The organism is Halobacillus alkaliphilus (assembly GCF_900113125.1).
Taxonomy (GTDB): domain Bacteria; phylum Bacillota; class Bacilli; order Bacillales; family Halobacillaceae; genus Halobacillus; species Halobacillus alkaliphilus.
The window spans coordinates 1-14,295 of sequence record NZ_FOOG01000030.1; the positions used below are offsets into that span (position 1 = coordinate 1).

Genomic DNA, 14,295 nt, shown 5'->3' on the forward strand with positions numbered 1-14,295 from the left:
ATGGTAAAAGGAGGATCGACTAAGATCGCCACGTCCTGTGGCAACGTCGATCGACCCTACGTCGTGTAGGGCCATAGGAAAGCGAGTTATTTCCCCACCAGCCCTCTTCCACATAGAGTAACGGACCCAATTTATCTCGAAACTGAGTCTTCAATTAACCGGCCCTATGGTTTAATAAGTCTCATTTAAAAAATAAACAACTCGCTTAACCTAGATAACTGGAAAATAGAACATAAAAAATCCCAGGTAAGCTTAGGTTTGCTTACCTGGGAGAGAAAATGACTACGCCTAAGAAGTTGCACTCATTTTTTTAGATGAAGTTTTTTTCTTTTCAGCGGCTGTTTCCTGACGGGCTGCTTTAAAGAAGGAGGCCCCCATCATGAGCAGAACAATAGAGAATGGGAGGGCGGCTATGATTAACATATTTTGCAGTCCCTGTGTCCCTCCGAAATAAATAATGATAGCAGCCATGCCGGAAAGAGCCAGTCCCCAGGTGATTTTAACCATTCCTGAAGGGTTAAGTGCTCCTGAAGTAGATAACATCCCTAACACAAATGTAGCCGAATCTGCTGATGTTATAAAGAAAATGGCGATAACGAAGATCGTAATAAAAGACATAAGGACACCTAAAGGATACTCTTGTAAAACGGCAAAAGTAGCTGTTTCCAGTGAATAATCCGATATTGTTGCTATACCATACTGTTCCAGGTTAAGCGCCGAAACGCCGAAAACAGTAAAGAAAACAAAACAGATCAGGGAAGGTACCAGCAGCACTCCTGCCATAAACTCACGAATAGTGCGTCCGCGCGAGATTCTTGCAATAAAGATGCCCACAAACGGTGACCATGAGATCCACCAGGCCCAGTAAAAGATGGTCCAGCTATTAATCCACGTGCGGTTTCCTTCATTGAGAGGGGCCACATTGAAACTCATTGAAACGAAATTGGTAATATAACTGCCAAGAGTATTGGTGAACATATTCAAAATATACTGAGTTGGTCCCACTATAAATAATAATATTAATAAAGCTACCGCAAGAACCATGTTGGTGTTACTTAAGTATTTAATGCCTTTACTGATTCCGCTCCAGGCAGAGAAAATAAATAAGGCGGTGGAGATCGTAAGGATACTCAACTGAACAGTAAAGTTCGCAGGTACATTAAATAAAAAGGAAAGCCCTTGATTAATTTGAGCGGTACCAAAACCAAGCGTAGCAGCCACGCCGAACACTGTAGCTACTACTGCTAACGTATCAATGGTTTTACCCAAGATGCCTTTCATACTTTTTTCACCAAGCAAGGGAATAAGAGTAGCGCTTACGAGGCCGGGAAACCCTTTATGGAATTTAAAATAGGCTAGCACAAGTGCTACCAAACCATAAACAGCCCAGGCACTAATGCCCCAATGGAAAAAAGAGTATTGCAATGCTTCCTTTATGGCTTCATCTGAACCCACTTCAGCTTCTGGTGCACTTTTAAAGGCGTGGGCAATAGGTTCTGAAGTTGTCCAGAACACCAGCCCCATGCCCATTCCTGCACTAAAAAGCATAGCGAACCAGGTGGGGAGAGGGAACTCGGGTTTTTCATTCTTCTTTCCTAATTTCAGGTGTCCAATTTTAGAGAAAGTTAAGTAGACACAAAATAGAAAAATAACCATAACAATTAATAGATAATACCAGCCGAACCGGTTAGCAATAAAGGTAGTTGTCTCGGTTGTCACCTTCTCCAAATTGCCTGGAGCTACGGAACCCCATCCCACTACCAGTGCGCATATAGCCAATGCGCTCCAGAATACTGTCGTTACGTTTTTCATGTCGTCACCTCGTATGTAGTGATATTTGTAAATGCTTAAATTCTGCCTTAATATTATATAAGTATATTTATCGCTTCCCTAACGCTCGTCTGATCAAACCATTGGTTAGTCGTTTAAAGATTGGTAGATGAAGGGAAAGTATCGTGTTACATTTAGAAAAATAGCTTGTGCTCCATATTGAGGAGGTAGCTGAATTGCTGGAAGCCGTCAAAATCGTGAACATCCAAAAATCCCATTTGCAGTCTATGTATTTATGGGAACTTGATAAAGAGATTCAGAAGAACGCAGGGATTGAACATCCGAGAACGTATGAACATTTTTTGAATTCTTTTGCAAAATACTTTCGTGGAGAGAAACCACAATGTTTGTTGAGAGCGGTGGAAGTCAATGGGATACTTCTTGGGAAAATAGAGCTTTTCTTTGATGGAGATAGAAATTACCTTGGAATAGTATTAGCTTCTCAGAGAAATCAGGGGGTAGGAACCAAGGCTTTGAATCTATTCTTAGAAGAAATCAAACAACAAAGGAACGTAAATAAGGTGTATGTGGAAGTCTTCGATGACAATGAAAGAAGTTTACACTTCTTTCAGAAAAACTGGTTTGTTTATACGGGGGAATCTACGATTGAATGGTACAGAAATCAACAGCGAAAATTAATGACTCTTGTGCGTGATATATAAAAAATAGATCAAGCTCTGCCTCATATACCGGTTAATATGAGACAGATGATCTATCTTTATGAAAGAGTCAACTGTTGCAAATCGACCCGTCTGTTTCTTTTTTGTGATAAAGCTGCTCCCTGGTTTATTAGAGTTAAATTCCACGCATCAGTTCTAGTTATGGAAGGGGTGGTTCTTTCTCCAATCGCTGCTGCCCATTGATGGATAGGAAGTGGGAGGGCAGGGACTGTGGCAGGGGTTGTCCATTCTTCTGTATCCAGTTTTGTGCTCTTAATTCGGATTTCTCTGTTTTCAACCATAAGCGTGCCTTCAGTTCCATATAACTCCAGTTGGAACGGGCTTTTTGAAGAAACAAAACTTGTCTCGAGAACAGCCATAGCCTGATTAGAATATTCAACTACAGATACTGACTGATCATCCACTCCCCGGTCTGTTACTTGCTGCAGACGTCCGGTGACCGCGGAAGGTGTACCTAATAATCGATTGGCGAGATAGATAGGATGGGCACCAAGGTCAATCATAGCCCCGCCTCCGCATTGAGTGGGATTAAAGAAAGCATCAGGAAGCCAGCCTGTAGGAGAGGTTTCAGTTGGGACAGCTCCATTGTGAGCAGCACGGCATCTTACCATCGTTAATTGACCAAGCAGCCCCTGATTCAAGGCTTGCTCTGCGTAGACAAAATAGTTATCGGTCAAACGAGGGAGGGAGACCATCAGCTCAACGCCTGCAGCGTCTACTGCGGAGAAGATTTGTTCACAGTCTGCTATTGTGAAAGCTAATACTTTCTCTGTGAATATGTGCTTTCCATGCTTAGCAGCCGCTAAAATCAGGTTCTTATGCTGGTTTGTGGGGGATGTGATAATCACCGCATCAATGCCTGGATCAGAAAGAAGAGTTGTAAGGTTCTGGACAAAAGGAACTTCCAATTCCTCTGCCCACTCTTTACCTCTCGCGGGATCCTCATCCCATACGGATGAGATTGTGATATTAGGATTTTCTTGAGCCTGGGCCGCATAATCGTCAGCGTGTACATGCCATTTACTCAGCAGAGCCACTTTTAACATAATTTCCCCTCCTTACTTTTCAGAATTCCCTTAATCTTCCTGGTTTATTGATTCAAGTGCCTGACGCAGATCGCTGTAAGTTTCCAACTGATCAAAATTCATTCCTGCCTTAATGGCAGCCATCGCCATTTCCGTTCGAATGCCTGTTAAAACCGTTCGTGTCCCAAGGAGTTCGATTGTTCGGGTTAAATTAAACAGATCATTAATAAAGATCGTATCGAAGTCTGCAATACCTGAAAAATCGATGAAAAGGACATGGAGACTGTGTTCTTTAACTTTATGTAACGTTTGATCCATGACTACCTCGAACCTGTCTTGTGAGAACTCTCCTACAAGTGGGAGGACGGCTTGATGATGGTTGATCAGAACCACAGGGGTAGAGATGGCATTTAAATGCTTTTCCATTTCGGCATGTTCTTTTTCTTTTGTTTTATTATAATTATCAGTAGTTGCCCGAATCGCTGCATCAAAGGCGTAGACAATTTGTTCGGAAACTACAAATCCTTCCTCTACCTTTCCCACATTGACCAAGTCAGTTTTGCGCATATGTTTAAGTAAAGAAAGACGGAAAACACTGAGAACATCGATGGTTTGTTTTAGTAGAACACCTTTTTGATAGAAGTAATTTTCGGAGTCATAACCGATTTCCGCAGCCGTTGTCTCTTCATCAGTTCTCAATAAACTTTTGGCTACACGGTCTAACAGCCGGCGAAGCATATCAAAGTGGTAATTTAGGTCTTTCTCAGTATAATCAATCCCAAGTTGATCAAGGGTGTGGGGTAAAAGTTCGTTGACGAGTACAGTTTGATGTTCTTTGAAGTAGTCGGCCATTTTTTCATTCAAATTTGCCATGTAGGTATCCTCCCATTTGTAATTAAAGTAAGTAACTCATAATGCTGCAAAAAAAGGGGAGTTTATCCCCCTTTCACACCTGGGACAGCGGCATACTGATTATTAAGAAACGGTGTAAAACTTCCATTTTTGAAGGCTAAAGGTGTCTGAATCAGTCCGAGCTGGTCCGCGTTATACCTGCCGGCGACTCGCTGCAAAGCATAGAGTTCATAGACACCATTGCCATCAAAATCAATGGGGTAGAGTTGATTTAACCCCGAAACCCATCCGTTCAAAGGCTGTTTTAGTGTTCCGTTCTCGTTATAGATTTCTGCTAGATATTCTGAATCACGATTACTGAGGTCGATTAGATAAGATAGCTGAAGCGTTTGATTGACAATTTCTACTCGGTATTGATCTTTGTAGGTAACTGTATACTCATACCATTCATTAAACCTCTCGTAATCAAACAGCAGCATAAATTGATTATTCACGAAGGAATAGAGGTAGAAGTAACCAAATCCTCCGCTTCCGCCAGAGTTTATTCTTAGTAAGATATCGTCTATTCCATTACCTGTGAAATCACCAAGGAAAATCGTGGGCTGGTAACCCTGACTGGTTGGGAGGGGGATGTAGTAAAACTGGTTGGAAAACCCGTCCTGTATCACTAAAGTAATGTCGGTAACATAAGGATTGCCTTCTAACTTTTGTCCCATCAAGTAGATGTGATCCTGGACCTTGTCACCATTAACATCTCCATGAGCATAAGCTGCGACAAAATTACGGCCGTCTAACCGCCACTGGTTCTGGTTATACATGTAATTATTCATCTACGCCTCCATTTTTCGGGTTTCCTAACTGAATGTAAGTTAGTGTATGCCCAAGAAAACAGAAATGCGATTCGGCTGGCACATATTCCCTCAGTTTCAGATACCCATCTTACAGGCGGCTGAATCCTTCTTGCTCCAAAAAGTTGATGGCTTCTTCGTAGGAGTTGAAGGTCCCTTCAAGCTGTTCTTCTGCGTATACGTTATATCCGTCCTCTTCTCTCATAAGAACGAGAGCTTGATCGTGCTGATTTAACCATTCTTCCATGACCGGGTTCTTCTCTGCCTGAGTCATCGCGAGGGACTCAATCGATTGCCGAATAATGGCTCTTAAGTCCTCCGCTTCATAATCTTTAATATTGGTCATACCTTTTTGATCTGTCGGGTAATCTTCTAATTCTCCCGTATATACAAAGCCATTTCCATTAGGATGCAGACGATAGACCACAATTTTTTTATCATATTTACTTTCTTCGAAATGATAATTTAAACGTCCTAAAGATACTTCTTTTTTGTCCAATTCATCAAATTCTTCAATGATGGATACTTTTTCTTCAAATGTTAGCATGAGAGCCTCCTGAACCATGTATTAATTTGTTTAGTATAGCATAGGAGGCGGTTCTTAAGCACGGCTATTGTAATATTAGGTAATCAGTGGTATAGTATTCATGCGATGAGCTGTTTGCGTAAGACGAAGTATGAGCTTTAAAGCTAAACGACGAATGTGGTCGTCGGTACATTCGCGGCAATATATCAAAAAAGCCTTCCCATACAAGATGGGAAGGCTTTTTTTAATGTTTATTTTCTTTTACCAAAGCTCATATGCTCGTAGCGTCCTCGAATAATCTGGTAAACTCCATAAAGAATTAATCCTGCTGCGACTACACCCAGTATCCATTGACCAAACGGATTCGAAGCTACTTCAGAAAGGGCGCCGTCAAGACCCTTTGCCTGACTTGCATCGGAAGTAAGAGCAGTCTGGACGAAGAAATAACCAATGAGACCTAAAACAGATCCGCGAGCGATCAGTCCTGCGGTACCTGAGTTTTTAGCCACTTTATATTCGTGGTGATCCATTTCGCCAGTTCTGAATTTCTTCAGGAACTTCTGAGTGGCCCCGCCAATGAATTCATAAAGACCATATCCAATTATAATGACTCCAATAGCTCCTATAATCCAAGCTCCAAACGGCTGGGCCAACAGTTTGGCCGACATTGTCTGCTTTGAACCTCCGCCTCCGCTGCTGCTTCCAGCACTAGAAGCAATGTTAATTGCTTTCAGGGCAAGAGCTCCATATACGACACCGCTCACCATATAACCGACTCTGGAAATGATTCCTTTGGCACCTTTGCCTTCATTTGTAGGGTCTTTGATAGCCTTTATAAAAACCCAGCCAATATAACATATAAGTCCAATTCCAATAATCCATAAAATGATATTGCCTGAAGGTACACCTGCTAACGATTTCAGCATGCCTGAGGTACCTGTTGTCTTTCCGCCCACGCCGATAGCAGCCATAAAGGCAAGGATTCCTACAAGGGCATATACAACACCTTTAGCCATATAACCGAATCGTGCCAGTCGTCTGATCCACGGCTTAATTTCTTCTTTAGCATCTCTGGCTTTCTGTGTATTAGAAGATGCAGTAGAACTCATGATTGAACACCTCACTTAATAATTTTTCTAGATTCAAATAAGAGTTTCCCTATTATTGTAATATAGAAACTAAAAAGGGTGAGGAATTAATAATCTAATATATGGCAATGGGTCATCCCTGCTAATGGATAAAAGCTGGCTCTAGAAGGCAAGCTCCAGAGCCAGCTTCTAAAATGCCTCAATTTACCTAGGCTCTGCAAAACATAGGCTGTAAAATGGTAAGTACGTCCAGGGCCGCCACATCGTTTGGAATTGAAGAGACTAATTCATTAGCGAAGCCATTTTTTAAAAAGTGGGGTAGAGGGTTATGAATTATCATTTGATACTTTATAATAAAAGTTGAGAAAAGAAGGTGTAAAAGTGTATTTAACCTTAACAGAAACAGCCGAATTTTTAGATTTACCGGAGGAATATGTGCTAAAGATGATCAGAGTGCATAAAATCCGAGCCGTTTATGATGGTGAACAGTACCTTGTTAATAAAAATCAATTTAGTACTCATGTTGAACAGATGGAGAAATACAGGGAAATGATTCAAGATTATTTAAATGAACCTATTCCAGAAGACCCTGATGTAAAAGATGAGGATTAAAAAAAGCAGAGCTTCCAGAGCTCTGCTTTTTCTTTAGTGACGGGAGGCAATGGCTTCAATTTCTACTTTGGCACCTTTAGGTAGACGGCTTACTTCGACGGCAGCACGTGCCGGGTAAGGCTCGCTTAAATAACTTGCATAAATATCATTTACCGTTACAAAGTCATCCATTGAATCCAGATAAATATTCATCTTGACTAAATTTTTATAGGACAGTCCAGCTTCTTCCAGGATCGCTCCAATATTTTTCATTACCTGATGAGTCTGTCCCTGAACGTCGTCTGATACAAACTCCATAGAAACAGGGTCAAGCGGGATCTGTCCTGAAATAAATACTAAATTACCGAGATCACTAGCCTGGGAATACGGACCGATAGCGGCAGGTGCATGTTCTGTCTGAATGGGCTTAAACATAAAAGTCACTCCTATACTATAAAGATGAATCTATCCTAACACGAGATGAAAAAAATCAGAAATAGATCTCTATATTCCCTGGGCAATAATCGACATGTTTTTAACTTCGTTTTCAGAGGTTTTATCGTAATCACTTTTAACATGAATCGTACAAGAAGAAGTTTAAGGGGAAGGCCCGGGGGAAAAATAATTCCAGAAAGGAGTGGAAGCTTGGATTACAAAGCACGCTTAGAGAAGCAGATTGAGGAACTTAGAATTCGGATGTATGATATATATAATCAGAATCCTACCGACGAAGAACTTGTTCAAATTTCTCAAGAGCTGGATGATCTATTAAATAAATTCGGGAAGTATAAACGAAGTCTTCCATCCAATCAAAACTAGGGACCTTTTCTTATGCTGCCAGCTTGATGTACTGAATAAGCTGTGGTAGGTTTAGGTTAATGCCACTTCAATGGTCGTATAATCGACTGCGGGAAACTTAACCATTTTCCATTGAAGTGGCAGTTTTTAAATTTATGGACCATCCTTTCCATCTTGGAAAGGATTTTTTTATGAGCAAATCCGGAAGAATCAGAGGGTTCATTTTTTAAAAAAGACTCTGTTAAATATCCGTGTTGATTTTACAAAAAAGCTTCCGATACTTTAAGACTCAATTTCGAGATAAATTGGGTCCGTTATTCTATGTCGAAGAGGGCTGGTTTGAAACGCCAGGACTTTTTCAATGGATTCTTTGCAATATTTTTAAATATTGAGGCTTAAGGAGCGAAAATATTTCCATGATTGGAAGCTTTCTTAATAGATGGATAGTAAGAACACTAGCTTGTGATTCAAGTGGAAAAATCCCCATTAATTCCCTATAAGATGGGCGGTCAGCAATGTAAACGCTTTAGGAGTAAGAAAAAAAGGAGAAAAAAATAAATTTTCGGAATTTGGGTTGTCTTTCCTTGGTGGTCTCGCTAGAATACTCTTTATATTCATTTTTGAAAGGAGGCTCAGCGATGGTCACATTTATCGCTTCCATTTTATTACTTATTGTTGGTTACACTGTTTACGCGAAGGTGGTGGAGCGAATTTTTGGTATTAATGATCAGCAGGAAACGCCTGCTTATACCAAAAATGATAGCTTCGATTTCATGCCTATGAGTTGGTGGAAAGCGAGCTTGATCCAGCTGCTTAATATTGCCGGGCTAGGCCCGATTTTTGGCGCTGTATTAGGAGCTTTATACGGCCCTGTGGCATTTATATGGATTGTTGTAGGATCTATATTTGCAGGGGCTGTACACGATTATTTCTCTGGGATGCTTTCCCTTCGCCATAAAGGCGCTCAATATCCGGAATTGGTCGGTAAATATTTAGGCAAGCCGGTCAAAACGGTCATTAATTTACTTTCCATTGCTCTTATGGTGCTCGTCGCTGCAGCCTTTACGGCAGGACCAGCCCAGTTAATGGCCGAGGTAACGCCTCTTGGATTCTTAACATCGATTATTATTATCTTCGCTTATTTTTTGGTAGCCACCTTGCTGCCTGTAAATAAAGTTATTGGAAAAGTATATCCGATCTTTGGTGCTGTTTTAATCTTTATGGCTGTCTCTATAGGGATTGGGATTTTCTTTTTCGACCAATCTATTCCCAACCTTACGCTAAGCAACCTGCACCCTCAAGAGCTGCCGGTTTGGCCTATGCTGATGGTCACAATTTCCTGCGGCGCGATCTCAGGATTCCATAGTACACAAAGCCCGATCCTCGCTCGTACGTTGAAAAAAGAAAGCGAAGGACGTAAAGTTTTCTTCGGCGCAATGATTGCTGAAGGAATTATAGCTCTAATTTGGGCTGCCGCTGGAATGACGTTTTTCGGAAGTACAGGTGCTCTGCAAGCTGCGCTGGATGCAGGCGGACCAGCCGGTGTCGTAAACGAAATCAGCAGTACAACACTTGGTACCTTTGGAGGGGTTCTTGCCGTACTTGGTGTGATTATTCTGCCTATTACTACGGGGGATACCGCGCTGCGCTCTTCACGGATGATGCTTGCAGATGCGGTGAAACCTCTTCTTAACAAAGAGCTGAATGGAAAATGGGTAACCGTACTATTCGCCATTCCTGTAGCTGTTCCAGCTTTCTTATTAACTCAGATGGATTACAGCTTTCTTTGGCGTTATGTAGGATGGTCTAACCAGGTAGTAGCCACTGTTATGCTGTGGACGGGGGCTATGTATTTGCTCAAGAACCATAAATTTCATTGGATCTGCAGTGTGCCTGCCTTATTCATGACGGCCGTAGTGGGTTCCTACATTTTCTATGCACCGGAAGGTTTTGGTCTGGCTTACTCAACTTCCATGATTATTGGTGCGGTAATATGGACGGCCGTGGCCTTATGGTTCATTAGACAATTAGTGAAACAAAAACAAACGATAAATGAAAAAGTGGTCGCTAAAAAAGCGGGATAATTTAAAAAGAGAAGCAAAAAGCCGTTCCTGATTAGCATGGAACGGCTTTTTGTATGGATTATTTTTACTTAAGATTTTTTCTAATATACTGGATAATTTTACGGAGTTCCTTCGGATGAGGGCGGCCGAAAGGACTCGTCTGGCGCTGTTGATAAAGAAGTCTTCCATCTTCATCGGTTAAAAAATAGGCAGGCTCTCCATGGGTTCCATGGTCTTCATAAGGACTGTTTTCATCATGATAGTGAATACCGTATTTCTCTAGAAAATCCAGTTCCTGGTCGGCTAAAACTGGGAAGGTAAGGTCGTGTTTTTTTACCATATTCTTAAGACTGTCCCTATGATCTGCCGATATGGTCGTAAGGCGCACCTGATGTTTATCGAAATAATCGCGACTTTCTTCTAGTTCTTTCAACTCTTCTACGCAGGCCGGGCACCAGGAGCCCCTAAAATAAATCAGCAAGTGCCAGTCTTCTCCGTTTTCATTAAGGAAACCTTTAAATGAAAAGTTTTTTCCGGAAACACCAGGCAGGGTGAAATCAGGAACTTGTTCGTTTAAGTTCAACGGACTCATGAGTTGACCTCCTTACTTTATCTATTTCTTAATTATTACCCGTTCTTACAGAGCCTCACACAAGGTTTGTTATAAAATGGAAGTGGGAATGTGTAGTAGAGATAAGAATGAAGGAGGAATAATCATGAGTAAATTAAAAGCTTTGTTCATCAACACTTCATTAAAGAAATCTGAAGAACCATCCAATACGCAGGCACTTTGGGAAGAAGTAGAGAAAATTTACGATAAAAAAGAGGTAGAATATGAATCTCTTCGCTTGGCAGACTACCATATACCACCAGGTATCAGTGCAGACTTAGGTGGCGGAGATGAATGGCCGCAAGTATTAGAAAAGATAAAAGCATCCGATATTTTAATCGTTGGATCTCCTATTTGGCTGGGACAGCAAAGCAGCATTGCCACCACGTTAATTGAACGGTTGAATGGCAGCGGTGGTGAGACCAATGAAAAAGGTCAGCCTATTTTCTATAACAAAGTAGCGGGTATGGTCATTACCGGAAATGAAGACGGGGCGAAGAAAGTGGCTGAAAGCGTTCTGTACAGGCTTGCTGCTCTTGGGTTTACCATCCCGCCAAACGTAGATGCCTACTGGGTAGGAGAAGCAGGTCCAGGACCATCTTATATGGAAGCAGAAGGCATACAAAATGACTTCACGAAAAGCCAAGTCACAAAGCTGGGATACAATACTACTCATCTGGCTGAAATATATCGAAATCATCCTATTCCTGCAGAAGGAAACACGACAGAATAAACTAGTAATTATGAAAAGCAGTGCCGTTAAAGCGTTCACCATTGTTGGACCCACTTTAACGGTACTGCTTTTATTGTAGAAGGGCGGATGTTAGAGCCGGAAGAACCTTGTAGTATTTTGATAAATTGTACTATACACCGTCTGAATAGGAAGTCTTTTAATTTCACTGATTTTGGAGATCGAGTCGTGTATCATTCCAGGATGAGTGAGTTTGCCCTTGAACGGTCCTTCAAACGGCCAGGGGCCATCCGTTTCAACCATAATCCGATTTAGTGGATAAGCTTCGATCAAATTCATAGACTTAGACTTGTAGACACAATCTGGAGTAACCGATATATAATAGTGATTCTTAATCAAGGACTGTATTGTAGTGGAACTGCCTTTAAACCAGTGGAAGTGGGCATTTCTTATTCCATGTTTTTGTAACAGCCCGCAAACTAGATCGGCGTCTTCGTAGATAGCATGCAAAACAATAGGTTTGTCAAGCTCTGCAGCAAGCTTAATAAAGTATTCAAGCAATGTTACATAAGGACCCAAGTCTATAGACGGATCTTCTTTTCTTAAATAATAGGGGAGTCCGACTTCTCCAATTGCTGCAATTCTGTGTTTATACCTTCGAGCCAGAACAGTAATCTTTTGAATTTCTTCTTCAGAAGGAAGCGGCTGCTCTGGATGGTAACCAAGTGCCGGTTTAATTCTTTGATCATCCTGAGCGAGATTCAGATTCATGATTCCCGATTTGAGATCACTGGATACAGTAATCATGGACGATAAATCTGTGTCTTCAAGGATCTTCAAGCGATTTTTCTTATTATATAGATCAAAATGAATGTGCGAGTCTATGATAGAATCAGTCATACCAATACCTTCAATTCTTCAAAGATTTCTTTCTTCCATTTTAAGAATTCACGGGTAAGCATAAGAGAAGAGTGCCGAGGTCTGGCAAATGGTATGGTGAACTCTCTCTGGACCTTTGCCGGCCGGTCTGATAATACAATCACCCGGTCTGATAGAAATATAGCTTCCTCGATGTTATGGGTAACAAATAGAATAGACCGCCTATGTTCCGTCCAAATAGACAAAAGCCATTCCTGCATGTCCATCCTGGTGAACTCATCTAAAGCGGAGAAAGGCTCATCTAAACAGATTAAGGATTGTGGACTGAGTAAGCTTCTTATGAAAGAAGCCCTTTGCTTCATCCCTCCTGATAATTGTGCCGGGTAGGCATGTTCATAGCCTTCAAGTCCTGCCTGTTGAATCATATTTAGAGCCTCCGATTTATTTGGTTGCTCAATAATCTCGCTGCTAAGGACGACGTTCTCAAGAATAGTGCGCCAGGGAAGGAGAGAGGGACTCTGCGGCATATAACTAATTCTGCCTTTTTCACCCGTAGTCCGCTCCCCATTGATGTAAATTTCCCCTGAATCAGGCCGATAGAGACCGCCGATTAAATGAAACAGCGTGCTTTTTCCGCTTCCGGAAGGGCCCAGAATGGAAACGAATTCTCCATCTTGAATGGAGAAGCTCACATTTTGAAGAATAATAGAGGAATCAAATGATTTTGTGAGCTGATCGACGACTAGTTTATTCATGAACACCACCTCCTTTTCTTTGCCAGCTTGTCATTCTTTTTTCCAGTAAATTAATAAGAAGGAAAAAAAGCAGGCTTAACCCCATAATCAAAAATATGGCAACAAAAACCCGATCTGTGCGAAAAGAGGAAGAAGCGAGTGTCATATACACTCCTATACCTTTATTCGCTCCCAGCCATTCTGAAATTACAGCCCCCATGACACTATAAGCGGCTGATATTTTTACCCCTGAAAAAATGGAGGGGAGGGCGTTTGGCCATTCCAGCTTCCTGAAAATCTGCCCCTTCGTAGCCCCAGACATTTTCATATAATGCATCCATTCAGGGTTGGTCTGACGCAGGCCATCCATGGCTGCTATAGCTATAGGAAAAAAGCAGACAAGTACGATAATAATTAATTTAGGTAAAGCCCCAAATCCAAACCATATAACAAGCAAGGGGGCAAGAACGATAATCGGGATGTTTTGGGACAAGATCAGCAAAGGATACAATGCCTCTCTTACTGATGGAAGCAGGTGAAGCAAGACCGCGAGTAACAGCCCGAAGCAAGCCCCAATCATAAAACCGAGAAAAGTTAAACGAATGGTCGAAAAGAGGTGGGGAGCATAATCTGCCCAGCTGCTAATTCCAGTTTCCAAAATTAAGCTTGGCGGTGGTAAAAGCCATTCTGGTATATCAAACCACCTGCTGCAGAGCTCCCATAAAAGAATGAAAAGGAGGAGAACCGCAACAGGTCTCCATCCTCTGATGAATCTTTGAGTCATATTCGATATTTCGATGTTAAATCATCCATCGAAGCTCCTGATGGCTGATATAGAACCTTAATTTGCGAAATAACGTTGCTGCACCCTTTTTCAACCATAGCTTCATTCATTTGCTCAATTAAAGAAAAAATTTTGGAAAGATCTCCTTCGATCGTTGTTTCCAGAGGATGGACCTCGTATTTCAGTCCGGAATTTTCAATGAGTGAAATCGCATGATCCACATAAGGGATAACATCCTCGTTCTTCTTTGTTTTTGGTATGATTTGAATACTGACAAGTGAATTAGACAACACAAT

The 14,295-nt window shown here is 41.5% G+C and carries 17 protein-coding genes; 5 read left to right on the top strand and 12 right to left on the bottom strand.

Translation table 11 applies throughout. The features are described 5' to 3' along the window. Positions 1–288 precede the first annotated feature (288 nt). Complete coding sequence (locus tag BMZ06_RS14475) at positions 289–1,812, bottom strand: BCCT family transporter (protein WP_089752950.1); 1,524 nt, start codon at positions 1,810–1,812, stop codon at positions 289–291. Between the two features lie 194 nt (positions 1,813–2,006). On the opposite strand from BMZ06_RS14475, the gene BMZ06_RS14480 reads away from it, so the two are divergent. Then, positions 2,007–2,492, top strand: a complete 486-nt coding sequence (locus tag BMZ06_RS14480) for a GNAT family N-acetyltransferase (protein WP_089752952.1) — start codon at positions 2,007–2,009, stop codon at positions 2,490–2,492. A 56-nt stretch (positions 2,493–2,548) separates the two neighbouring features. Here the strand turns inward: BMZ06_RS14480 and BMZ06_RS14485 are convergent, their stop codons facing one another. The 5 genes from BMZ06_RS14485 to BMZ06_RS14505 form a co-directional block, all read right to left on the bottom strand. Continuing rightward, a complete protein-coding gene (locus tag BMZ06_RS14485) occupies positions 2,549–3,556 on the bottom strand; it encodes a Gfo/Idh/MocA family protein (RefSeq protein ID WP_089752954.1) in 1,008 nt (335 codons plus the stop codon). Positions 3,557–3,586: 30 nt separating this feature from the next. Beyond that, a complete protein-coding gene (locus BMZ06_RS14490; RefSeq protein ID WP_089752956.1) occupies positions 3,587–4,408 on the bottom strand; it encodes an STAS domain-containing protein in 822 nt (273 codons plus the stop codon). 62 nt (positions 4,409–4,470) lie between these two features. After that, positions 4,471–5,217: a spore coat protein gene (locus tag BMZ06_RS14495; protein WP_089752958.1), complete on the bottom strand. Its 747-nt coding sequence runs from the start codon at positions 5,215–5,217 to the stop codon at positions 4,471–4,473. A gap of 109 nt (positions 5,218–5,326) precedes the next feature. Then, the gene (locus BMZ06_RS14500; RefSeq protein WP_089752960.1) at positions 5,327–5,782 is read right to left on the bottom strand and encodes a hypothetical protein; all 456 of its coding nucleotides are present in this window, start codon (positions 5,780–5,782) and stop codon (positions 5,327–5,329) included. A 230-nt stretch (positions 5,783–6,012) separates the two neighbouring features. Then, positions 6,013–6,870 (bottom strand): DUF1206 domain-containing protein, encoded by an 858-nt coding sequence (locus tag BMZ06_RS14505; RefSeq protein ID WP_089752962.1) that lies wholly within the window; start codon positions 6,868–6,870, stop codon positions 6,013–6,015. Positions 6,871–7,230: 360 nt separating this feature from the next. Here BMZ06_RS14505 and BMZ06_RS14510 point away from each other — a divergent pair, with 360 nt between their 5' ends. After that, complete coding sequence (locus BMZ06_RS14510) at positions 7,231–7,461, top strand: excisionase family DNA-binding protein (protein ID WP_089752964.1); 231 nt, start codon at positions 7,231–7,233, stop codon at positions 7,459–7,461. 33 nt (positions 7,462–7,494) lie between these two features. Here BMZ06_RS14510 and BMZ06_RS14515 read toward each other — a convergent pair whose 3' ends face one another. Then, positions 7,495–7,875: a RidA family protein gene (locus BMZ06_RS14515; RefSeq protein ID WP_089752966.1), complete on the bottom strand. Its 381-nt coding sequence runs from the start codon at positions 7,873–7,875 to the stop codon at positions 7,495–7,497. 210 nt (positions 7,876–8,085) lie between these two features. Between BMZ06_RS14515 and BMZ06_RS14520 the strand changes: the two genes are divergently transcribed. Together BMZ06_RS14520 and BMZ06_RS14525 are read left to right on the top strand one after the other, a co-directional pair. After that, positions 8,086–8,259, top strand: coding sequence for an aspartyl-phosphate phosphatase Spo0E family protein (locus BMZ06_RS14520; RefSeq protein WP_089752968.1), 174 nt, complete (start codon positions 8,086–8,088; stop codon positions 8,257–8,259). 617 nt (positions 8,260–8,876) lie between these two features. Then, on the top strand, positions 8,877–10,322 hold the full coding sequence (locus tag BMZ06_RS14525; protein ID WP_089752969.1) for a carbon starvation CstA family protein: 1,446 nt from the start codon (positions 8,877–8,879) through the stop codon (positions 10,320–10,322). Positions 10,323–10,386: 64 nt separating this feature from the next. On the opposite strand, the gene BMZ06_RS14530 is transcribed toward BMZ06_RS14525, so the two are convergent. Further along, positions 10,387–10,893 carry a peroxiredoxin family protein gene (locus BMZ06_RS14530; RefSeq protein ID WP_089752971.1) on the bottom strand — a complete coding sequence of 169 codons (507 nt, stop codon included), beginning with the start codon at positions 10,891–10,893 and terminating at the stop codon, positions 10,387–10,389. A gap of 124 nt (positions 10,894–11,017) precedes the next feature. Here BMZ06_RS14530 and BMZ06_RS14535 point away from each other — a divergent pair, with 124 nt between their 5' ends. Beyond that, positions 11,018–11,644, top strand: a complete 627-nt coding sequence (locus tag BMZ06_RS14535) for a flavodoxin family protein (protein ID WP_139205837.1) — start codon at positions 11,018–11,020, stop codon at positions 11,642–11,644. A 90-nt stretch (positions 11,645–11,734) separates the two neighbouring features. Here the strand turns inward: BMZ06_RS14535 and BMZ06_RS14540 are convergent, their stop codons facing one another. Genes BMZ06_RS14540 through BMZ06_RS14555 form a run of 4 tightly spaced genes read right to left on the bottom strand, consistent with a single transcriptional unit; the run spans position 11,735 to position 14,289 of the window. Beyond that, the gene (locus BMZ06_RS14540) at positions 11,735–12,502 is read right to left on the bottom strand and encodes a TatD family hydrolase (protein WP_089752973.1); all 768 of its coding nucleotides are present in this window, start codon (positions 12,500–12,502) and stop codon (positions 11,735–11,737) included. Further along, positions 12,499–13,236, bottom strand: coding sequence for an ABC transporter ATP-binding protein (locus BMZ06_RS14545; RefSeq protein ID WP_089752974.1), 738 nt, complete (start codon positions 13,234–13,236; stop codon positions 12,499–12,501). Before BMZ06_RS14545 ends, BMZ06_RS14540 begins: the two co-directional genes overlap by 4 nt. Next, entirely contained in the window at positions 13,229–13,999 is a 771-nt protein-coding gene (locus tag BMZ06_RS14550; RefSeq protein ID WP_089752976.1) for an ABC transporter permease, read from the bottom strand. Before BMZ06_RS14550 ends, BMZ06_RS14545 begins: the two co-directional genes overlap by 8 nt. Further along, positions 13,996–14,289, bottom strand: coding sequence for a thiamine-binding protein (locus BMZ06_RS14555; RefSeq protein ID WP_089752978.1), 294 nt, complete (start codon positions 14,287–14,289; stop codon positions 13,996–13,998). Before BMZ06_RS14555 ends, BMZ06_RS14550 begins: the two co-directional genes overlap by 4 nt. Positions 14,290–14,295: the final 6 nt, after the last annotated feature.